12 protein-coding genes are annotated in these 22,268 nt (G+C 73.5%); 8 read left to right on the top strand and 4 right to left on the bottom strand.

The window, feature by feature from the left end; translation table 11 throughout:
- Positions 1-107: 107 nt before the first annotated feature.
- Positions 108-770 (bottom strand): TetR/AcrR family transcriptional regulator, encoded by a 663-nt coding sequence (locus ACWCPW_RS15945; protein ID WP_449762134.1) that lies wholly within the window; start codon positions 768-770, stop codon positions 108-110.
- Positions 771-1,020: 250 nt separating this feature from the next.
- On the opposite strand from ACWCPW_RS15945, the gene ACWCPW_RS15940 reads away from it, so the two are divergent.
- Positions 1,021-1,545, top strand: a complete 525-nt coding sequence (locus ACWCPW_RS15940; protein ID WP_449762133.1) for a YceI family protein — start codon at positions 1,021-1,023, stop codon at positions 1,543-1,545.
- A gap of 59 nt (positions 1,546-1,604) precedes the next feature.
- Here ACWCPW_RS15940 and ACWCPW_RS15935 read toward each other — a convergent pair whose 3' ends face one another.
- A complete protein-coding gene (locus ACWCPW_RS15935) occupies positions 1,605-4,076 on the bottom strand; it encodes a beta-glucosidase (RefSeq protein WP_449762203.1) in 2,472 nt (823 codons plus the stop codon).
- Positions 4,077-4,230: 154 nt separating this feature from the next.
- On the opposite strand from ACWCPW_RS15935, the gene ACWCPW_RS15930 reads away from it, so the two are divergent.
- Complete coding sequence (locus tag ACWCPW_RS15930; protein ID WP_331770830.1) at positions 4,231-4,872, top strand: helix-turn-helix domain-containing protein; 642 nt, start codon at positions 4,231-4,233, stop codon at positions 4,870-4,872.
- An 88-nt stretch (positions 4,873-4,960) separates the two neighbouring features.
- Here ACWCPW_RS15930 and ACWCPW_RS15925 read toward each other — a convergent pair whose 3' ends face one another.
- On the bottom strand, positions 4,961-7,267 hold the full coding sequence (locus ACWCPW_RS15925) for an alpha-L-rhamnosidase-related protein (RefSeq protein WP_449762132.1): 2,307 nt from the start codon (positions 7,265-7,267) through the stop codon (positions 4,961-4,963).
- A 76-nt stretch (positions 7,268-7,343) separates the two neighbouring features.
- Positions 7,344-8,246: an alpha/beta fold hydrolase gene (locus ACWCPW_RS15920; RefSeq protein ID WP_449762131.1), complete on the bottom strand. Its 903-nt coding sequence runs from the start codon at positions 8,244-8,246 to the stop codon at positions 7,344-7,346.
- 119 nt (positions 8,247-8,365) lie between these two features.
- Between ACWCPW_RS15920 and ACWCPW_RS15915 the strand changes: the two genes are divergently transcribed.
- The 6 genes from ACWCPW_RS15915 to ACWCPW_RS15890 all read left to right on the top strand — a co-directional run bounded on the left by ACWCPW_RS15915 (position 8,366) and on the right by ACWCPW_RS15890 (position 22,100).
- Positions 8,366-9,700, top strand: coding sequence for an ABC transporter substrate-binding protein (locus ACWCPW_RS15915; RefSeq protein WP_449762130.1), 1,335 nt, complete (start codon positions 8,366-8,368; stop codon positions 9,698-9,700).
- A 125-nt stretch (positions 9,701-9,825) separates the two neighbouring features.
- Positions 9,826-12,258, top strand: a complete 2,433-nt coding sequence (locus ACWCPW_RS15910) for an MFS transporter (RefSeq protein ID WP_449762129.1) — start codon at positions 9,826-9,828, stop codon at positions 12,256-12,258.
- The gene (locus tag ACWCPW_RS15905; RefSeq protein WP_449762128.1) at positions 12,251-15,196 is read left to right on the top strand and encodes an ABC transporter permease subunit; all 2,946 of its coding nucleotides are present in this window, start codon (positions 12,251-12,253) and stop codon (positions 15,194-15,196) included. Before ACWCPW_RS15910 ends, ACWCPW_RS15905 begins: the two co-directional genes overlap by 8 nt.
- A 3-nt stretch (positions 15,197-15,199) precedes the next feature.
- A complete protein-coding gene (locus tag ACWCPW_RS15900) occupies positions 15,200-16,153 on the top strand; it encodes an alpha/beta hydrolase (RefSeq protein ID WP_449762127.1) in 954 nt (317 codons plus the stop codon).
- Positions 16,154-16,638: 485 nt separating this feature from the next.
- Positions 16,639-18,573 (top strand): CocE/NonD family hydrolase, encoded by a 1,935-nt coding sequence (locus ACWCPW_RS15895; protein ID WP_449762126.1) that lies wholly within the window; start codon positions 16,639-16,641, stop codon positions 18,571-18,573.
- Positions 18,574-18,863: 290 nt separating this feature from the next.
- On the top strand, positions 18,864-22,100 hold the full coding sequence (locus ACWCPW_RS15890) for a BTAD domain-containing putative transcriptional regulator (protein WP_449762125.1): 3,237 nt from the start codon (positions 18,864-18,866) through the stop codon (positions 22,098-22,100).
- Positions 22,101-22,268 lie beyond the last annotated feature (168 nt).

Here is a 22,268-nt window from a genome sequence, read left to right as displayed (position 1 = left end):
CGAACGGGAAGCCGCACACCGCGCGGTGAGGCTCGCGAACGCGAACGCTCGCCCCATACCCCGTGGCGGGGGAGCGAGATGCCGTCGGTCGGGGCCCCGCCGACGGCTCAGGGGTGCGGCGCGGAGGCCGCCAGCGGCAGCAGGATCTCGTCGATGAGGCGGGTCAACACGGCGGCGTCGACCGGGTGTTCGGCGAAGACCGTCTGATAGAAGGCCATCGAGGGCAGGACCAGCGCGAGCAGGCCCAGGTCCCGGTCCGGGTGCACCTCGCCGCGTTCGCGGCCGCGGTCCAGCAGCGGGCGCAACATCTGTTGCCACTGGGTGACGAAGCGTTCGCGGACGATCCGGGCCAACTCCGGATTGCCGGGCAGGATCGGCAACAGGGCCACCACCGCGCGGGCGTGCGACTCGTCGATGTGCTCGGCGGTGTCGGCCAGCATCGCGATCAGGTCGCCGCGCAGGGTGCCGGTGTCGGGCACGGGCTCGGCCGAGTCGGCCCCGGCGCACAGCGCGGCCTCCGCGATCAGCGCCTCCTTGGACGGCCAGCGCCGGTACAGCGTGGCCTTGCCGGCCCGCGCCCGGGTGGCCACGGCGTCCATGGTCAGCCGGTCGTAGCCGATGTCGATCAGGACGCCCAGCGCCGCGCGCATGATCTGCGCGTCGCGATCCGCGTCGCGCGGCCGGCCGCCGCGTCCGGCCGGCGCGGCGGTGGGGCGACGCAGGGCACCGGCATCGGCGGCGGGGGTCTTGTCGACCTCGGTGTCCGGCATGGGTGCCTCCTCGTACTCGTCGTCGTGCTCGTCGCCCGCGCGCTCTCGCCGGAGGCGGTCACCGGAGTGGCGGGTGTACGTACCCAGAATCCCACCTCGGACCCGCGCCGGAGCCGGACGCCTCGACCACCCTGTTATGGAACGCTTGAGTTCCGGAACTGATTCGTTCTACGCTGGGACGAGTCGACGCCCGCGTCGGCTTCGGGAGCGGCCGATCACGCACGCCCCACCCCAGCGAGAGGCCACCGCCATGAGCACACCCACATCCGCCGAGCAGAGCATTCGTCCCGGGTTGTGGACCGTCGACCCGCGGCGCAGCCGAGCCGCGTTCACGGTGAAGAACTTCCTGGTCCTGTCGGTGACCGGGGCCTTCCCGATCCACGAGGCGACGGTGTCGGTGGGACCCGACGGCGGACCCGTCGAGGTCCGGGCGCGGTTGGACGCGACCGGCTTCGGGACGGGCAACGCCAAGCGGGACGCACACGTGCGCAACCCGGACTTCCTGGACGCGGGCCGATACCCCGACGTGCTGTTCGCGAGTACGGAGGTCACACGAGAGGGCGCGGCGTGGCTGGTCCGAGGGCTGCTGACGATCAAGGACCGGGCCACGCCGATCACGCTGACCACCCGCACGGTGAAGGCCTCCGGCGGCATCGCCACGGTGTGGGCGACCGGCACCGTCGATCGCCACGAGGCCGGGTTGACGTACGGCAACAACTTCGGGGTGAGCCGACTGGCCGCGCTCGACCTGCGGGTCGAACTCGCCCACGGGTGAGCCTTCGCGGGCCCGGATGTGGGACGGTCGCGCGTGGGCGCGGACCGTCCCACCCCCGGTCAGGGGCGACCCGTCGGGCGCACCTCCACCGTGGTGCGCAGCGGCAGGTCGGCGCTGGAGCCGCCCACGCGCAGGCTGTAGCTGCCGGGTTCGCTCTCGCGGCGGCCGGTCTCCTCGGACCAGTGCTCGAAGGCGCGGGCCGGGACACGCAGGTCGACGGTGACCTCGGCGCCGGCCGCCGCGGTCGCCGACGCGTAGCCCGCCAGCCACAGGACCGGGCGCTCGACACCGCCGTCGGCGCGACCGAGATAGGCCTGGAGTACGTGCCGGCCCGCGCGTGCGCCGGTGTTGCGCACCGTCACCCGGGCCACGAAGTCGGCGCCGGAGGCGACCGTTTCCATCCCGACGTGCTCCCACGTGGTCCAACCCAGGCCGTGGCCGAACGGGTAGGCGGGCGTGGCGCCCGCCCGGGCCCAGCCGCGGTAGCCGAGGTGGATGCCCTCGGTGTAGTCCAGACGCCCCTCGGTCGGGATCGTGGACAACACCGCCGGGTCGTCCTCGCCCCCGGGCCAGGTCATCGGCAGTCGGCCGCCCGGCTCGGCGCGCCCGAGCAGCACGTCGGCCAGCGCCGCGCCGAACTCCTGGCCCGGGAACCACGCGACCAGGACCGCCGCGACGTCCTCGCGCCAGGGCAGCAGCACGGGTGAGCCGCTGTTGACCACCACCACGGTGTTCGGGTTGACCGCCGCGACCCGGCGGATCAACTCGTCCTGCCGGCCCGGCAGGGACAGGTGGGCCCGGTCGCGGCCCTCGCTGTCGCTCTCCTCGGTGCTGCCCACCACGACGATCGCCACCTCGGCGTCCGCCGCGAGCGCGACGGCGTGCTCCAGGTCCGCGTCCTCGTGCGCAGCCGGCCGATCGACGCCGAGTACGAACCCGGTGCCCGGGCGCTCCGCCTCGAAGTCGTGCCGCAGGTGCAACTCGACCTCCCGACCGGCCTTCAGGTCGACGACGGCCCACCGCTCGGGCGGGGTGAGGATGCCGCCGAGCGGGTCGTCGGTGACCAGGTCGTCGTCCACGAGCGGGACGCCGTCGGCCAGCAGCCGGAAGCGGCCCACGCCGGCCACGCCGATCCGGTGCGGCCCGTCCTCGCGGACCTCCAGCACGCCGATCGCCTCGATCGCCACGGCCCGCGCGACGATCGGATCGTCGAGCCACAACAGCCGCCCGCCTCCGCGCGCCTCCTCGTGCAGCACCTCGCCGCCGGGACCGATGAAGCGCACCCACAGACCGCGCTCGCCGGTCTTGGGATCGTGGACGTCCGCGCCGGTGACGGCGGGCAGCCGATGACGGATCCGGGCGCCGGCGCCATGGGTGACCTCGACGTCGGGTCCCAGCGCGGCGCGCAGCCCGGCCAGCGGGCCGATCGTGTACGGCGGTACGACCGTCGCGCTGCCGCCGCCCTGGATCCGCGCCGTGTCGGCGTTGGGTCCCAGCACCGCGACCCGGCGCAGCGTGCCCGGATCCAGCGGCAGCGCCGTGCCGGTGTCGCGCAGCAGCACCATGCCCGCGGCGGCCGCCTCGCGCAGCAGTACGTCGGGCTCGGACACCGAGGGCGCCGGTGCGGGCGGTGCGATGTCGGCGAGCGCGCCGACCCGGGCGGCGAGCAACAACAGCCGGCGCACCTTGCGGTCGACCGCCTCCCGCGGGACCAGGCCCGCGCGTACGGCGGCCACCAGCGCCGCGCCCCACGGCCGGTCCGGACCCGGACCCGGCATCGCCAGATCCAGCTCTGCGCTCGCGGCGCCCTCGGTCGAGCGGGTCGCGAACCAGTCCGAGACGGCCGGCCCGTCGAAGCCCCACTCGGTCCGCAACGGCGTGTCCAGCAGCGGGCTCTCGGTCATGGTGACACCGTCCACGCTGTTGTAGGCGGCCATCAGCGCCCACACGCCGCCCGAGCGCACGATCTCCTCGAACGGCGCGAGATGGACCTCGTGCAGCGCCCGCCGCGACATCCGCACATCGACCGAGTACCGCTCGGTCTCCGAGTCGTTGGCGGTGAAGTGCTTGACGCAGGCCGCGACGCCGCCGGCCTGGACACCGCGCACCAGCGCCGCGCCGATCCGACCGGACAGCAGCGGATCCTCCGAGTAGCACTCGAAGTGCCGGCCGGCGTACGGGCTGCGCTGGAGGTTGACGGTCGGGCCCAGCACGACGTCCACGTGCTTGCGCCGTGCCTCGACGGCGAGCAGGCCGCCGAGCCGCTCGACCAGGTCCTCGTCCCAGGACGCGGCGAGCGCGGTCGGACAGGGCAGGGAGGCGGACGGCTCGCGTTCGTCGAAGCGCTCGCCGCGCACGCCCGCCGGGCCGTCGCACAACACCATCTCGCGCAGCCCGATGGCGGGTTCCGCGGCGGTTCGCCAGAATCCCGAACCGGTGAGCAGCCGGACCTTGCGTTCGAGGTCGAGTCCGGCCAGGGCCGCCTCGATGCGCTCGAGGAGGTGGGCGTCCGGCGCCCTGGGGCTGTGCATGGGGGTGGTTTCGAGCGGCTCGAAGGCGCCGGACGCCTCTTCGACCGAGGACAGGGGAAGGGTGCGGTCATCATGACCGTTGGCCTGCGACACGCGGGGCACACTACATTCAATATATTCCAGGTGGAATGCTTTCACGAGGGGAGCCGGACGGATGTCGGATCGCACGGGGGCACGGGGCCCGTACGCGCGCGGTGTCGCGCGGCGGCAGGAGATCGTGCACGCGGCGCTCGAGGTGTTCGCCACGCGCGGCTACGACGCGGTCTCGTTGCGCGAGATCGCCGCTCAGGTGGGTCTGTCGCACACCGGCCTGCGGCACCACTTCGCGTCGAAGGAGGAGTTGCTCACCGCCGTGCTGCGGTACAAGGACGAACTGACGCTGACCCCGGACGAGCCGGTGGACGTGTCCGGCATCGCGTGGGTGCGGGCCAGCCGGGACGTGGTCGCGCTCAACGCCCGACAGCCGTTGCTGATCCGGCTGTTCGCGACGCTGTCCGTACAGGCCACCGATCCCGCGCATCCGGCGCACGCGTACTTCGTCGAGCGCTACCGGATCGCGCGCGAGATCGCCGCCGGGCACCTGGCCAGGGCCCGCGACGACGGTGACATCGCCGCCGACGTGGACGCCGAGCATTGCGCCGAGTTGATGCTGGCCGCGATGGACGGCCTCCAGGTGCAGTGGCTGCTGGAGCCCGACCGGGTGGACATGGTGGCCGCCTACGGCCAGTTCCTGGACCGCTTCCTGGCCGTGCTCGCCGTCCCGCTGCCGGAGGCGGGCGGAACGGCGAGGCAGTGAGACCGCGAGGTGACCTCGCGCCGGGCGCCCGGATCCGGCGCCTGGGCCGGCGGCCCCGCGCCGGCCCGGGATCCGGTGCGCGTCGCCGCTACGGCGCCGGTCGGTCCGCCCGGTGGATGGTGTGCCGCCCGGCCGGTCGGCGCCGACCGGCGTGCACGAACGGCACCGGGCTGTCCACCGTCAACAGGCTCGGCGTCACCACGACCTCGATCCGGCCCGCCGGGCACGGCACCGCACCCGCGGCCCGGGTCAGGTAGCCGAGTTCGGGTTCGATCCGGGCCACCGCGAACCCCGGCTCGGCCGGCTCCACGCCCAGGACGCGGGTCATCAGATCGCGCGTGGGCGTCGAGGACCAGCCGTGGCTGACCGTGCCGCCGTACCAGGTCTCGCTCCACGAGGTGTCGCTGCGCGCCAGCAGCGCGACCCAGTCCAGGCACAGGCCGGCGATCAGGTCGGCGCGGCCGGCCCGGGCCAGCGCGTCGTGCACCACGTAGCGGAAGAACGGCTGGGCGCGCACCACTTGCCGCCCGGTGTCCCACCACGGCTTCGGCGGCCCGGCGCGCAGGTGCGCGCCGCCGACCTCGGTGTCCGAGCCGGGGTCGGCGGGGCCCTCCGGGGCGCTGAAGGCGGCGTGGACCAGGTCGTCCTCGGCGGTGAGCACCCGCACCAGCCGCTCGATCCGCTCGGCCGGCACCAGGCCGCCCACGATCGCCGCCGCCTGGCCGTGCTGGGACGCCATCGGCCGGCGCTCGCCGTCCGCGATCGAGTCCGCGTAGCGCTCCCGCTCCGGGTCCCACAACCGCTCGAAGCCCGTCACGAGCCGGGCGTGCGCGGCGCGCGCCCAGTCGGCCCGGCCCCGATCGCCGAGCCAGTCCGCCAGTTCGGCGAACTCCAGCAGGGCCCGGCCCCACAGGCCGCACAGCGCGGCCGAGACGCCCTCGGTGTGCACCGCGGACCAGTCGATGATCACCCAGCCGAACACGTCGGTGGGCAGGCCGGTGTCGTCCAGGAACGGTACGAACCAGCGCAGCACGCGCTCGGCCACCGGCAGCAGTTCGGCGATCTCCTCCCGATCGCCCACGTAGCGGTACAGGTTCCACACCGAGTGCACCCAGTGCAGCGCCCAGTCCGGGATCACCGTGAAGTCGGCCCACTCGGCGTCCCCGGCCACCGCCATCGGCAACATGCCGTCCGAGCGCGGGGAGGCGGCCAGCCGCGGGTGCCAACGGGCCAGCCGCCAGTCGGCGTTGGTGGTCAGGTCGACCAACTGGTGCACCACCGCGTCGCCGGTCCAGGCCCGCTGTTCGCGGGTGGGGCAGTCGACGTAGGCGTCCGCCGAGCACAGCGTCACGGTTCGTCGGCCGACCCGCCAGATCTGTTCCAGGCGCGGATCCGAGCAGGTGAACCACGCGCCGCCGGTGACCGGGTAGGTGCGTTCGCGGACCGCCACGCGATGCACGGTGACCTCGTCCGGGGCCTGGACCAGGACGCCGCGCAGGCCGTAGGAGTCGAGCGATTCGAGCACGCGCCGGCTGCCGTCGGCGGTCACCGCCAGGCTCGCGTCGTGCTCGCCTGGAGCGGGTCGTCCGCTCGGGTCGAGGAACTCGGCGGTGTGCACCACGACTTCGGTGCCGGCCGGGCCTTGGGCGTCGACGACCAGAGTGCCCGAGAGCACCCGCTCCGCGGTGTACCCGCCGCCGGGGCCCGGGGTCAGGATCGTCTCGCGCGGCTGCGGCCAGGTGATCGGCCGGCCGCCGAACGGGCCGCCCGGGTAGCTGGGCGGTTCGGGCCGGCCCGGCTCGCCGGTGGTCATCGCGCGCCGCAGCACGGCCGCCGGCCAGCCCGGATCGTGGTCCGGTAGCCGCCAGTCGGCGGGCAGCGCCCGGGCGTCCAGCAGTTCGCGGCCACGGCCGGAGACGGTCCCGCCGCCGGCGGTCGCGGTCCAGCCGTCCAGGACGCGGGCCTGCCACCGCTCGTCGGTGACGAACCAGGTGTCCGGGCCGAGCCGGGCCTCCAGGACGAACGCGCCGTGCACCAGGTCGTTGCCGAACGGCGACGGCGGCAACCACCACGGGGTCGGCCCGTCGTAGACCCAGGCCAGCGCGGTGACCACGTTGGCCCCGGGTCGCAGCCGGCCGGCCAGATCGAGGTCGTCGTACGGCCGGAGGCGCGGATTCGCGCGCACCGGCCCCCGGGCCACCTCGACGCCGTTGACGGCCAGCGCGTACCCGGACAGCGCGACCACGCGCGTGGGCACCCGCTCGGGGACGGTGTCGAGGTGGAGCTCGGCCCGCAGCGCGACGGCGTGCCGGCCGGGCGGGCGGTCGTCCCGCGGCTCGGCCCAGATCCATCGGGCCCGCCACCGGCCGGGCGGAAAGTCGGTCTTGGCGATCACGCGATCGTTCCTTCGTGTCGGGGGAGCGGGCGGCTCGTGGCCGGGCACGACTTCGCCCGGCCGGTGTTCGAGGCCGCTACCGGGTCAGGTGCTCGCGAATCGCGTGCAGCCACGCCTGGGGTCGCTCCGTCTGCGGGCTGTGTTTGGCCCCCGGGATCACCCGGAGCTCCGCCCCTCGGATGCCGGCGGCGAACTGCTCGGCCGCGCCCCGCAACCGCCGGTCGTGTTCGCCGACGACCACGGTGACCGGGCAGGACAGCTCCGCCAACCGGCCGACCAGTGACGGATACGTGCCGAGCGCCTCGGCACAGCCGACGAAGGCGGCGCGGTCCATCCCGGTGAGCGCGCGGGTCTGCCGCTCGCGGCGGGCCGGGACGTCGGGGTCGGCGTCCGCCGGGATGCGGGTGAACGGCTTGAGGACGGTCAGCAGCGGGGTCAGGCCGAACCGGCCGACCACCGCGTTCATGCCCTTGCCGAGCGCCCGCGACAGCGGCGTGCCGGTGGGTTCGGCGGCGGTGTCCATCAGGACCAGCGACCGCACCCGGTCCGGGTGGGCCAGCGTGTAGCGCAGCGCCAGGACGCCGCCCATCGAGTGGCCGAGCAGATCGATCGGCTCGGGCAGCACGCGCTCGACGAAACCCGCCAGGTCGGCGGAGAGCTCGTCGAAGGTGTACGCGGACCGGTCGCCGAACTTGGTGCTGCCGCCGTGCCCGCGGTGGTCGTACGCCAGCACCCGCCGATCCCGGGCCAGGAGCGGCGCGACGCCGTCCCAGTCGGCCAGGCTGCCCGCGAATCCGTGCAGCAGGAGCAGGGGTGCCGTACCCGGTCGCGGGTCGGCCGCGGGCAGGTCGCAGTAGCGCAGATCCGCCCGTGAGCGGGGCGGACGAGAGGGGTCGAAGTGGTGTGATTCGGCCTCGCCGAGCGTACCGCCGGCGAGGAGTCGGGATGATGCCGTCCACGAAAGCCTTCCATCTGGCATGTATTCAATGTTAGCGTCCCGCCGTCGTGATGTGACACACAAATCCCCCCGGATTCGCCGGGGCCAGGGCCTCCCCGGCCGCCATTCCCACACTTCCTTCGAAGGACAGGTGAGCCGCTGTGTTGCTCCGAGGAGACCGACCCGCTCCGGCGCGACGTATCGCCGCAGGCGTCCTGCTCGTCGCCTTCGGCCTGACCGCGTCGGTCGGCTGCTCGGTCGAGAAGAAGTCGGACGACAAGAAGCCCGCCGGGCCGGCCGCCGCCCCGAGCGGCCCCGCCAAGGGCGTCACCGACACCACCGTCAAGCTCGGCGTCGCGGCCACCGACCCCGCGCAACTCAAGGCCTTCGGCGTGCCGAGCGAGGGCCCGGCGAGCAAGGACATGTACGCCGCCTGGATCGCCGCGCAGAACAAGCGCGGCGGCGTCCAGGGCCGCACCATCGAACTCGCCTTCCGCCCGTTCCTGCCCACCGGCCCGGCCGAGGCGCAGGCCGCGTGCGTGGAACTGAGCGAGGACAAGAAGGTGTTCCTGGCCATCGGCATCCTCACCGGGGACACCCCGCTGTGCTTCACCGAGACGCACGGCACGCCCTACCTCGGCCAATGGGGCCAGTCCGCCGAACGCGACCGCCGCTCCAAGGCACCGTTCGTCGCGCTGGAGATGGCCGACGACCGCCAGCGGGCCGCCGCCGTCAAGGCGCTGCTCGACCAGAAGCTGCTCCAGGGCAGGAAGGTCGCGCTGTACTGGGAGGCCCAGGACGCGGCCGTCACCAAGAACACCGTCAAACCGCTCCTGGACGCGGCCGGCGTCGACGTGGTCACGCAGACCCCGCTCGACGACTACGGCACCGACCAGGCCGCCGGCGACCAGGCGTTGGACACCCTGGTCCAGAAGATGCGCTCCTCGGGCGCCGACACGATCCTCAACACCTCCAACTTCTCCAACCTGATGATCGCGCTGCAGCGCGCGAACTGGCTGCCCGAGCAGGTGTACGCGACCTCGGCCCAGGCACTCAGCCCGGCGGTGGTCAAGACCACCGGGATCAAGCCGACGACGATGCAGCGGGTGACGGTGGCCGCGCCGTACATCCCGACCAAGGCCGAACTGCTCGCCGACCCGGCGGTGACGGCGTGCGTGGACGAGTACAACGCGGGCGGCGTCGGCGAGCGCTTCGACGCGGCGGCGGCGAGCCGGGAGGCGCTGAGCGCGGTGGCCAACTCGTGCGCCGCGTTCCGGCTGTTCGTCCAGGCCGCCGACGCCGCCGGGCGGGACCTGACCGCGGCGTCCTGGCGGCGCGGCGCCGAATCGCTGACCAAGCTCGCGCTGCCCGGCATGCCGCTCGCGTCGCTCGCGCCCGGCAAGCACAGCGCCGGCGACGCGGTGGGCGTGTTCCGGTGGGACCCGGCCCAGAACCAGATGCTCCCGGCCGGGCCGCCGATCTCCGCGACGAAGTGATCGCACGCGCCGCGACGAACCGAGCGCGCGGACCGCGATGACGTGAAGGCGTGCTCCGCGACGACGTGGCGGCACGCGCGGTGCCGAAGCGACGGCACACGAACCACGAGAAAGGCCGATCACATATGGACGGCGGCACCGCCGCACCCCAGCGGGACGACACCGGAGGCGAGCCCGGGAACCTGGCGGACCTCGCCGGTGCGGTCCTGGACGAGACACCTCGGGCGGCCGGGCGCACGTCGTCCGGCCGGCGCAGGCCGCCGACCCGGCCCGAGAACCCCGCCGCCGACGCCGATACCGCCGTCCCCGGCGTCGGCGGCGGCCCCGACCGGGCCGACCGGAAGCCGCCCGCCGAGCCGTTGACCCTGCGTCAGGGACTGCGCAGGGGCGGCACCTCCGTGTTCACCGTGCTGCTGATCCTGACCGCGCTCGACGAACTCGAAGGCGCCGCGCTCGCGGTGCTCGCCCCCGACATCCGGGACAGCCTGGGCGTGGGCAACGGCACGATCGTCTTCCTCGGCGTGGCCGCGGGCGCGTTCACCGTGCTCGGCGCGGTGCCGATGGGCTGGATCGCGGACCGCTACCGGCGCGGTCCGGTGATCGGCGTCTCCACGGCGTTCTTCGCCGCGATGGTGTTCCTCTCCGGCTTCGCGATGAACGCGTTCATGTTCTTCTGGACCCGGTTCGGCGCGGGCGTGGCCAAGTCCAACAGCGGCCCTGTGCAGGGGTCGTTGCTGGCCGACACCTACCCGATCGGGATCCGCGGCCGGCTGGGCGCCTCGATCGGTGTGGGCGGTCGACTCTGCGCGGTGCTCAGCCCGCTGGTGGTCGGCGGGATCGCCGCGGCGGTCGGCGGACCCGACGGCTGGCGCTGGGCGTACTACCTGCTCGGACTGCCCGTGCTGATCTTCGCCGCGTTCGCCTTCTTCCTGCCCGAACCCCCGCGCGGGCAATGGGAGAAGGCCGACGTGCTCGGCGAGGTGATCGAGGACGAGAACCCGCCGCCGATCTCGATCGAGGCGGCGTTCGCCCGGCTCGGCCGGATCCGCACGCTCAAGACGGTGATCCTCGCCTTCGCCGCGATGGGCTTCGGCCTGTTCACCACGCCCGTGCTGGGCAACCTGTTCCTGGAACAGGAGTACGGCCTGGGCGCGTTCGAACGCGGCCTGGTCGGCACCGCCGGCGGGATCGGCGGACTGCTCGTGCTGCCGTTCGTCGGCCGCTACTACGACCGCCGCTTCCGCGAGGACCCGGCGCAGGCGCTGCGCCTGATCGGGCTGCTGATCGTGCCCTCGGCACTGTTCGCGCCGTTGCAGTACTTCTCGCCCAACCCGGTGCTCTACACCGTCTTCGGCGTGCCGCAGATCGTGCTCCTGTCCTGCGCGTTCGCGCTGATGGGTCCGCTGATGCAGACGATCGTCCCGTACCGGCTGCGCGGGCTGGGCACCGCGATGGCGTCCATCTACGTGTTCTTCATCGGCGCCACCGGTGGCGGGCTGGTCTCCGCGCCGCTGATCGACAGCTTCGGCCCGCGCACCGCGGTGCTGGTCACCCTGGTCCCGGCCACCGTCATCGGCGGCCTGCTGATCATGCGCGGCGCCGGCTACGTGCACGACGACCTCGCGCTGATCGTGGCCGAACTGCACGAGGAGCACGAGGAACACGAGCGCCGGCGGGCCCGGCCCGATCAGGTCCCGGTGCTCCAGCTCAACCACGTGGACTTCTCCTACGGCCAGGTGCAGGTGCTGTTCGACGTCGGCCTCGAGGTGCGCCGCGGCGAGGTGCTGGCGCTGCTCGGCACCAACGGCGCGGGCAAGTCCACCATCCTGCGGCTGATCGCGGGCCTGGCCACTCCCGAGCGCGGGGTGATCCGACTGGACGGACGTACCGTCACCTTCGTCGCCCCCGAGCAGCGGATCCGGCTCGGCATCGTGTCGTTGGCCGGCGGCGCGGGCGTGTTCCCCGGGATGAGCGTGCGGGAGAACCTGGAGATGGGCGCGTACATCCACCGCGCCGATCCCGAACAGGTGCGGGCCAGGATCGAGCGTTCGCTCGCGCTGTTCCCGCAGTTGGTCGAGCGGGCGGGCGAGCCGGCGTCGGCGCTGTCGGGCGGGCAGCAGCAGATGCTCGCGCTCGCGATGGCGCTGCTGCACGACCCCGAGGTGTTGTTGATCGACGAACTCTCGCTGGGCCTCGCGCCGGCGATGGTGGCCGAACTGCTCGCGGTGATCGAGCGACTCAGGGCCGAGGGGCTCGCGATGATCGTGGTCGAGCAGTCGCTGAACGTGGCGATGTCGATCGCGGATCGGGCGATCTTCCTGGAGAAGGGCCGGATCCGGTTCGAGGGGGCGGCGGCCGACCTGGCCGAACGCGACTTCGTGCGGGCGGTGTTCCTCGGCGGCGACGCGGAGGCGGGCGAACCCGGCGGGACCGCGGGTTCCTCGGACGCGGCCCGGTCGGTCGGCCCGGTCGGCCCGGTCGGCCCGGTCGGCCCGACTGGTCCGATCGGCTCCGTCGGCTCTGTCGGCTCGCTCGGAAAGGGTGCCGACCATGGCTGACCTGATGACTCGCCAGATCGCCTTCGACGGTCTGGTCAACGGCCTGGCGATCGGCCTGATCGCACTCGGCATCGTGCTGGTGTACCGGTCCGGTCGGGTGATCAACTTCGCGGTCGGCAACCTGGGCGTGATCGGTGCGGCGCTGCTGCCGCTCGCGGTGATCAACTACGGCGTGCCGTTCTGGGCCGCGCTGGCCGGCTCGCTCCTGGTCGGCACCCTGGCCGGGACGATCGTCGAACTCGCGGTGATCCGCCGGTTGTTCGACTCGGCTCGGGTGACCGTACTGATCGCCACCATCGGCGTCGCCCAGGCCTGCGTGGCGGCGGTGCGCGCGCTGCCCGACGTGGACGGCGCGGTCCGCGCGAGCTACCCGGTGGCGATCGACGCGCAATGGCAGCTCGCCGGCGTCCGGGTGACCGGCGCGCAGGTGTGCGTCCTGGTCGTGGTTCCCCTCGTGGCCGGCGCGCTGACCTGGTTCCTCGGCCGCACCACCCAGGGACGCGCGGTCACCGCGGCCGCCGAGAACCCCAATCTCGCCCGCACGGTCGGCATCAGCCCCAAGACCGTGTCCACCGTGGTCTGGACGCTCGCCGGCCTGCTCTCCACGCTCGCGATGATCCTGATCGCCGGCCAGTCCGGCCGGGTCTCGGCCACCGCCGACCTGGGCCCCAACACCATGGTCCGGGCGATGGCCGCGGCGGTGATCGCGGGACTGACCTCGTTCCGCTGGTCGATGCTCGCCGGCGTGCTGATCGGTGTGCTCCAGGCGGCCATTCGATTCAACTTCGTCGAACAGACCGGCCTGGTGGACTTCCTGCTGCTGTGCGCGGTGGTCGTCGCGGTCTGGGTCCGGGCCCGACGCGACGCCCGCACCGACAGTCGGGGCGACGTGCGCACCTTCGCCACCGGGCCGCGCCCGGCACCGATCCCGGAACGGCTGCGCGGCGTGTGGTGGATCCGACACCTGAACCGGCTCGCCCTGCTCGTCCCGCTCCTGGTCGCCGTGCTGCTGCCGCTCGTGGTCACCCAGGCGTCCCGGCACCTGCTCTACGGCACGATCCTGGCCTTCGCGATCTGCGCCTGCTCGCTCACCGTGCTCACCGGCTGGGCCGGCCAACTCTCGCTCGGCCAGATGGCGTTCGCCGGGCTGGGCGCGTTGACCACCGCCGCGCTCACCCGAGGCGTGTCGATCGACATCGGCGGGGACCGTACGATCGCCTTCCAAGCGCTGCCGTTCGCGCTCTCCGCGCTGCTCGCCGCCCTCGTCACGGCCGCGCTGGCGGCGATCGTCGGTGCCGGCGCGCTGCGGGTGGACGGCATGCTGCTCGCGGTCAGCACCTTCGCGCTCGGCGTCGCCGCGGCCGGCTACCTCTACCGGCGGCCGTTCCTCACCGACGGCAACGCGTCCTCGGTGCCGCTGCCCCGCGGCGACCTGCTCGGCCTGGACCTCGCCGACGAACGCACCTACTACTACGTGCTGTTGGTCGTGCTGATCGTGGTCCTGGCGCTGATCGCCCGGCTGCGCGCGCACGGTACCGGGCGGCGCACCATCGCCGTCCGGGACAACCCGGAGGCCGCCGCCGCGTGTACCGTCCCGCCGCTGCGCACCAAGGTCACCGCGTTCGCCCTGTCCGGGGCGATCGCCGGGCTCGGCGGATCGCTGCTCGCGGGCTGTGTGCAGAGCGTGCCGCTGACCGAACGGTTCTTCCAGGTCTCGGATTCGCTGACCCTGGTGGCCATCGTGGTGATCGGCGGCCTCGGCTCCACCGTCGGCCCGGTGATCGGCGCGGTGTGGGTGATCGGCCTGCCCGCGTTCTTCCCCGGCAACTCGCTGGTGCCGATCTTCGCCTCCAGCATCGGACTGCTGGTGCTGCTGCTGTACTTCCCGGGCGGCCTGACCCAGATCGCGAACGCGGCGCGCGCGGCCCTGCTGCGCTGGGCCGAGGGCAGACTGCCGGCCGAGACCACGCCGTCGACGCCCGCGCCGAAACCGGAACGCGCGCTGCGAGTTCGGGAGCGCCGCGAGGTGGTCGCCGCCGACGCGCCGGTCCTGGCCACGCGCGACGTGTCGGTGCGCTACGGCGGCAACACCGCGGTCGACGCCGTGTCGATCCAACTGCGCCCCGGCGAGATCCTCGGCCTGATCGGCACCAACGGCGCGGGCAAGTCCACCCTGCTCAACGCGATCGGCGGGTTCGCGCCGGCCACCGGGACGGTCGAGCTGCTCGGCCGGGACGTCTCCCGCCTGGCACCCGCCCGGCGAGCCGCGCTGGGCCTGGGCCGGACCTTCCAGGCCGCCCGCCTGTTCCCCGAACTCACGGTCCGGGAGTCGGTGTTGGTCGCCCTGGAGGCGCGCCGCCGCTCGGGCCTGGTGTCCACCGCGCTCCTGCTGCCCGCCGCCACGCGCGCCGAACGACAGCGCCGGGCGGAGGCCGTCGACCTGATCGACCTGGTCGGCCTGGGCCGCTACGCGGACACCCCGGTCGCGCGACTGTCCACCGGCACCCGGCGGATCGTGGAACTGGCCAACCTGATCGCCCTGGACGCGCGCGTGTTGTGCCTGGACGAGCCGACCGCCGGCGTCGCACAGCGCGAGACCGAGGCCCTGGGGCCGCTGCTGTTGCGGCTCCGGCAGGAACTGGACGCCGCGATGATCGTGATCGAGCACGACATGCCGTTCATGATGTCGATCAGCGACCGGCTGTACTGCCTGGGCGCGGGGCGCGTGATCAGCGAGGGCACGCCCGAGCAGGTGCGCTCCGACCCGGCCGTGATCGCCGGCTACCTCGGCACCGACGTGCGCGCGATCGACCGATCGGGCGCGGCGACCGCCGAGGCCGCGCCGGCCGCCGGCACGGCCCGCGCCGCCACCCCCGTCCTGGCCGCATCCGCCGCCACCCCGCCGCACCCCGTGCCCGACCCCGCGATGGAGAGCTGACCCATGCCCCTGGACCCGCCGATTCAGCGCATCATCGACCTGCTCGCCGCCCACCGCGACACGAACGAGCCGCCCGGAACCCTGGACGAGCGGCGCAAGCTCGCCAACTCGACCATGCGACTCGCCTTCACCGGACGGCCCGACGACGTCACCGCCACCGACCACCAGGTGCCGGTCGCCGACGGCGAGATCACCGTCCGCATCCTGCGCCCGGCCGGACTTCCCGCCGCGGCACCGGTGTTCTACTTCATCCACGGCGGCGGCTGGTTCCAGGGCGACCTGGACACCGCCGAGGTGGAACTGGGGCCGATCACCTCGCTGGTGCCGTGCGCGGTCGCCTTGGTCGACTATCGGCTCGCGCCCGAACACCCCTACCCCGTACCGCTGGAGGACTGCGTCGCGGGCTACACGTGGCTGCACGCCAACCACGCGGAGCTCGGGCTCGACCCCGAGCGGATCGCCGTCGGCGGGTGCAGCGCGGGCGGCAACCTGGCCGCCGCGCTGTGCCTGATCGCTCGGGACCGCGAACTGCCGATGCCATGCGCGCAGTTGCTCGACGTACCGTGTCTGGACCTGACCCGGATGGAGATCGATGCCGACCCGGAGGCGAACCTCGACTTCGGCGGATTGACCCCCGAGGCGTGCAACGAGTTCTTCGGTCTGTATCTGGCCGGTGTCACCGACCCGCGTGATCCGCGGGTCTCGCCGATGTACGAGCCCGATCTCGGCGGCCTGCCGCCGGCCGTGATCACGGTCGCCGAGTACGACCCGGTCCGCGACCAGGGCGAGCGCTACCTGACCCGACTGCACGAAGCGGGCGTGCCCGGCGCGGCCTTCCGTGTGCTGGCCCACCTGCACGGTGGCTGGGTCATCCCCGGCACCGTCACCCACGCCCTCGTCGGCGACCTGCGCGCCGCCTCCGTACGCCGAGCCCTCACCGGGACACTCGCCCCCTGACCCACCCCTGAAGCCGAGCCCGCACCGGGGCACTCGCCCGGCGACCCACCCCTGAAGCCGAGCCCGCACCGGGGCACTCGCCCGGCGACCCACCCCTGAAGCCGAGCCCGCACCGGGGCACTCACCCGCTGACCCACCCCTGAAACGGTCGTCCCGAACGCGGTCCGGCCCTGCCGCGGTTCGCTCTGCCGAGCGGTCGCCCGGCCGGGCCCGTTCGAGGACGACACGGCCGCCGGTCGGCTTCGAGAGCCGAATCGCCAAGCGGCCATCCCGGCACGCCCGCTCAACGGTCGTGCCCACCATGCGCCGTCGAACCCAGCCGGGCCCGACGCGACCCCACCACCCGTCCCACCCACCGCACTTCGCGCCACCGTCCCCCTCGTACGCGTGACCTTTTGGAGGTCAGGGTGTCCGTCCGCATCCCCATCCCCGTTCCCATCCCCCCGAGACGAACAGCACAAAGAGCGGCCCGCCGCCGTGTCGGCGTGGCTCTCGCCTCCACCCTCGCCCTGCTCGCCGCGCTGTTCGGCGCGGTACCGGCGACCTCGACGCCCGCCGTCGCGACGCCGCTCGTGCAGGGCAGCGTCGCGCAGTACGGCGTCGCCAAGCAGCAGAACCTGCCCGTCACGATGGCCGACGGCACGGTCCTGCGGGTCGACGTCTACACACCGGCCGACGCCGGCACCACCACGCCGGCGACCGGGACGTTCCCGGTGCTGCTGACCCAGACCCCCTACGGCAAGGGGTCCACCGAGGCCGAGCTGTCCTGGTTCGTGCAACGCGGCTACATCGCGGTGGCGGCCGACGTGCGCGGAACCGGCACGTCCGCCGGCTCGTGGTCGCCGTGGGCGCCGAAAGAGGCCCAGGACGGCGCCGAACTGGTCGCCTGGGCGGCCACGCTGCCGCATGCCGACGGCAAGGTCGGCCTCAACGGCGGCTCGTACGCCGGCATCAACCAGATCATGACGGCCGCGTCCATCGGCCCGAACTCGCCGGTCAAGGCGATCTTCCCGCTGGTGGCGGGCAACGACCTGTACCGCGAACTGGCCACGATGGGCGGCATCCCGGACGCCGAGTTCATGTCCTTCTGGCTGACCTACACCGGCATCGCGCACCTGAGCGCGCCGCTGGCCGAGGCACTGCGCCAGGGCTCGACGCAGAACATCCTGGACACCCTGGCCCTGGAGCTGCAGCACCTCGGCGGCGTCGCCTCGGCCAACCTGCCGATCCTGACCGGCCTGCTCGGCGGCGGCGAGCAGGCGTACGACGGCACGTTCTGGCAGCAGCGCCGGCCGGCGGACATGCTCGCCGGCGTGGTCGCCAACGGCGTGCCCGCGTTCCTGGTCGGCGGCTGGTACGACCTGTTCCAGCGCGGCGCGTTGATGAACTACGCCGGTCTGCAGAACGCGTGGGCGGGCCGCCCGGTCGGCGCGCCGATGGTCGCCGGCCAGCCGGTCACCGACCGCTACCAACTCCTGATGGGCCCGTGGTACCACGACCCGCGCCAGGACCCCACGTTGGACCTGCCCGGTCTGCAACTGCGCTGGTACGACAAGTGGTTGAAGGGCATCGACACCGGCATCACCGGCGGAGCCAACCCCAACCCGCTGCACGTGAAGGAACTGGGCGGCAACCGGTGGCTGGACACCCGCACCTATCCGTTCACGGGCGCCGACCCCACCCGCCTCTACCTGGACCAGGGCCGCACCGGCAGCGCCCCGGCGTCCGCCAACGACGGCCTGCTCACCCCGAACGCGCCCACCGGCAACGGCAGCGAGTGGATCAGTTGGACGGCGAACAACAGCCCGTGCACCCGCTCGACCGCGCAATGGCTCGGCGGCTTCCTCAAGGACCCCGCCTGCACCGACAGCAACACCGCCCGCGAGAGCGGCCCGAACTCGCTCGTCTACACGACCGCCCCGATGACCGAGACCAAGGTGCTCGCCGGCCCGATCGGCGCGACCCTGTACGCGCAGTCCAACACCCCGGAGATGCACTGGGTGGTGACCGTCACCGACGTCGCCCCCGACGGCTCCTCGGTCCCGCTCACCTCGGGCGCCCTGGCCGGCTCGCACCGAGCCCTCGACCCGGCTCGTACGTGGTACGCGCCGGACGGCAGCACGCTGATGCCGTACCACCCGTCCACGCAGAGCACCACGACCTCGGTGCAGCCGAACCAGGTCACCCGCTACGACGTCGAGGTCTTCCCGACCTTCGCCTCGATCGCCCCCGGGCACCGGATCCGGGTCAACGTGACCACGGCCGACACCCCGCACCTGGCCGCGACGCTGACCCAGACGCCGGGCCTGCTGGCCGGCATCTGGCAGCTCAAGTCCGGCCCGGCCAATCCGTCCTCGGTCACCATCCCGCTCGCTTCGGCCACGGCGTTCGGCACGCCGTGCACGAGCGTGTGCCCGTGACCGGGTGAGGCGCGGGTAACGCCCACGGGCGCCCGGCCGGGGGTGCACACCCTCGGCCGGGCGCCCCCGTGCGTGCCCGGCGGGGCCGCGGCTCGCCGACCCGGGGCCGCGCCGGTCGGGAGCACCGCCGAGCGCCCGCCGTCCACTGTCCGCCGACCGCCCGCCCGGCGCAGACCGCCCCTCGGCTCGCCGGCGGGCACCCGCCGCCGACCTCCCACCGCCTCTCGCCGGCCGCCCCCCGTCCGCCCACCGCCCGCCGGACCCGGGTGGGGTTCTGCGATCCTGGCGCCATGCAGGTTGCGCTGCTCGGAGGGGTCCGGGCCCAGGTCGATGACGGCACGCCGATCGAGATCGGTGGGGTGCGGCTGCGCATGCTGCTGGCCCGGCTGGCGCTGGACGCGGGAAACGTGGTGTCGATCGACGCCCTGGTGGACGGGCTGTGGGGCGTGGAGCCGCTCGCGGACTCCGGGAACGCGGTACAGACGCTGGTGTCGCGGTTGCGCAAGGTGCTGCGGCCGGCCGGCGTGTCGGTGGACCTGATCGGCGGCGGCTACCGACTCGACGTGCGGGCCGAGGACGTGGACGCGCACCGGTTCGAGGAGCTGGCCGCGCGAGGGCGGCGGGAGCTGGCGGCGGACCGGGCGGACGAGGCCGCCGCGGTGCTGGCCGAGGCGCTCGCGTTGTGGCGCGGGCCGGCACTGGCGGACCTGGTGGAGGCGCCGTTCGCCCGGACCTACGCCGCGCGGTTGGACGGGCTGCGGGTGGACGCCGCCGAGGACCGCTTCGAGGCCGAGCTGCGCTCGGGCCGGCACGCCGAGGTGCTGGCCGATCTGACCGCGGCCTGCGCGGCGCACCCGCTGCGTGAACGCACCGCTGCGATGCGGATGCGCGCGCTGTACGCGGCGGGACGCCAGGCGGACGCGCTGGCGGTGTACGAGGACATCCGGGGCCGACTGGCCGGGGAACTGGGCGTGGACCCCTCGGCCGAGCTGCGGGAGACCCATCTCGCGGTGCTGCGCGGCGAGTTGGCCCAACCGGCAGCGCGCCCCGAACCGGCCGCCGCGCCGCTGCCGGCCCGATTGACCGGCTTCTTCGGCCGGGACGACGAACTGCGGCTGCTCGCCGACCTGATGGCCGGCTCCCGATTGGTCACGCTGGTCGGAGCCGGCGGTGCGGGCAAGACCAGGTTGTCCGTGGAGGCGGTGACCCGGCATCAGGCCTATCGGCGCGGGCGGGTGTGGTTCGTGCCGCTGGCCGGCGTGGGCACGCCGGACGGAGTGGCCGACGCCGTGCTGGCCGCGCTCGGCTCGTGGGAACTGCGCTCCTCGGACGGACGGCCGCGCCGGACCGGCACGCCGGTGGACCGGGTCGCCGAACTGCTCGACGTCGGCGAGGCGGTGCTGATCCTGGACAACTGCGAGCATCTGGTGGAGGCGGCGGCCGAGCTGGCGTACCTCCTCCTGGACCGGTTGCCGCAGCTCACCATCGTCGCCACCACCCGGGAGCCGCTGGGGATCACCGGTGAGGCGCTGTGTCGGGTCGGCCCGTTGCCGGTACCGACACCGACCGGTGATCCGCGCGCGGACCTCGCCGCGGCGGGCGAGGCGGCGTCGGTGCGGCTGTTCCTGGACCGGGCCGGCGCGGTGCGGCCCGGGTTCACACTGGACGCCGGCACGATCGATCCGGTGGTGGAGATCTGCCGACGACTGGACGGGATGCCGCTCGCACTGGAGTTGGCCGCCGCCCGACTGCGGGCGATGAGCGTCGAGCAGATCGCCCGCCGCCTCGACGACCGCTTCCGGCTGCTCAGTTCCGGCAGTCGCGCCGAGGCGCCGCGTCGGCGCACCCTGCTGGCGGTCGTCGAGTGGAGCTGGGACCTGCTGGCCGAATCGGAACAGCAGCTCGCCCGGCGATTGTCGGTGTTCCCCGGTGGTGCGACGGTGGCCGCGCTGGAGGCGGTGTGCGCCGACGAACTGTTGTCGGTGGACGACGTGTTCTACGTACTCGGCTCCCTGGTGGAGAAGTCGATCGTGGACGCGGTGGGCGACGGCGAGCCGCGCTACCGGATGTTGGAGACGGTACGCGCCTACGCGGCGGACCGGTTGGTCCGGGCCGGGGAACGCGACGAGTTCACGGGCCGCTTCGAGCGGTACTGCCTGGCGCTGGCCTGCGAACACGACCCGCTCCTGCGGACCGCCGCGCAGCTCACCTCGATCGCGCTCCTGGACGCCGAGTACGACAACCTGATGGCCGCGTTGCGGGCGTTCGTCGACGCCGGGGACGCGGCGGACGCGGCCCGGTTCGCCGGCGCGATGTTCTGGTACTGGGGGATGCGCGGGATCGGCGCGCCGTTCGAGACCATCGTGCCCGAGGTGCTGCGCTTCGGCGACGCGCTGCCCGAGCACGCGCGGGCCGCGTTCGCCGCGATGCACGTGCTGGCCGGGATCAACGCCCCGCGACTCGCGGACGGCGAGGAACTGCGCTCGGTGCTGCGGGCGTGCGCCGTGGCCGACGTGTACGCGCACTACCCGGCGCTGGTGGTGGGACTGCCGCTGGCCGCGTTCCTGTCCGGGAACACCGAGGTGGGTGAGCGGGAACTGGCCCGGATGTCGGCCGGGTCGGATCCGTGGGTCCGGGCGTGCGCGCACTGGATGAACGACTTCGTGTACACCGATCGCGGCGACTGGCAGGCCGGAGCGCCCGCGCGGAGCGAGGCGCTGTCCGGGTTCGCGGCAGTGGGCGATCGGTGGGGTTTGGGGATGGCGCTGATGGCCGTCGGCGCGCACCACTCGATCCGGGGTGAACACCCGTCGGCGATCGCCGCGTTCGAGCGGGCGGTGGCGCTGGCGAGCGAACTGGGCGCCGTGGACGACTTGTCGCTGTACCGCGGCACGCTGGCGGCGGAGCGCATGCGGGCCGGCGACCTGGCCGGCGCGCGGAGCGAACTGGACGCCGCGGAGCGGCAGGCGTGGGCGCGTGGGCATCGGTATCTGGAGATCGGCGTACTCTCCGGCCGCGCCGAACTGCACCGTCGAGCAAAGGAGTTCGCTGCGGCACAGGACGTTCTCGACCGGGTGCAGGCGCTCGCCGAGAGCCTGTCGCTGCCCGCCGAGATGGTCGGCGACCTGATCGCGCAGGGGAGGTTGGCGACGCTGCTCGCGAGCGCCGCGGAGGGGCCCGACGCGCTCTCGCGCGCGCGGGAGTTGCTGCCCGCGACGTCGGCAGCGGCGGTGTCCCGCCGTGACCTGGCCGACGTCGCGCCGACGGCGGAGTTGCTGGCCGCGGTGCTGGGGCGCGAGGGTGATCCGGTCGGTGCGGCGGAGGCGCTGGGGCTGAGCGCGGCGCTTCGCGGCATCTTCGACGCGGGTAGCCCGGACCTGCGGCTGCTGGTGGACCGGCTCGTCACCGAGCTGGGCGAGGTGGGCTACCGCGAGGCTTATGCTCGATGTGCCGCGCTGTCCCGGGAGGAGGCACTCGGCGCCGTACTGGCCCGACTCGAACCGGCCGGCGTGCCGAACACGCCGTAGTTCGGGGCGGATGCGGTGGTGGGTGACGGCAGCGGACCCACCCGGCCTGATGATGAATTTGCATCTGCCGGTCGAATCTCCATGATGGTGTTGCAAATGCGAGTGAGAGAGCTGATTTGGCTTGCAGATGTATTTTGTGTCCAGGCCTGTCGGCATGGGCATGATCCG

The organism is Embleya sp. NPDC001921 (assembly GCF_053594475.1).
Note: the sequence above shows the minus strand (reverse complement) of the source record. Positions and strands in the feature narration are given on the sequence as shown.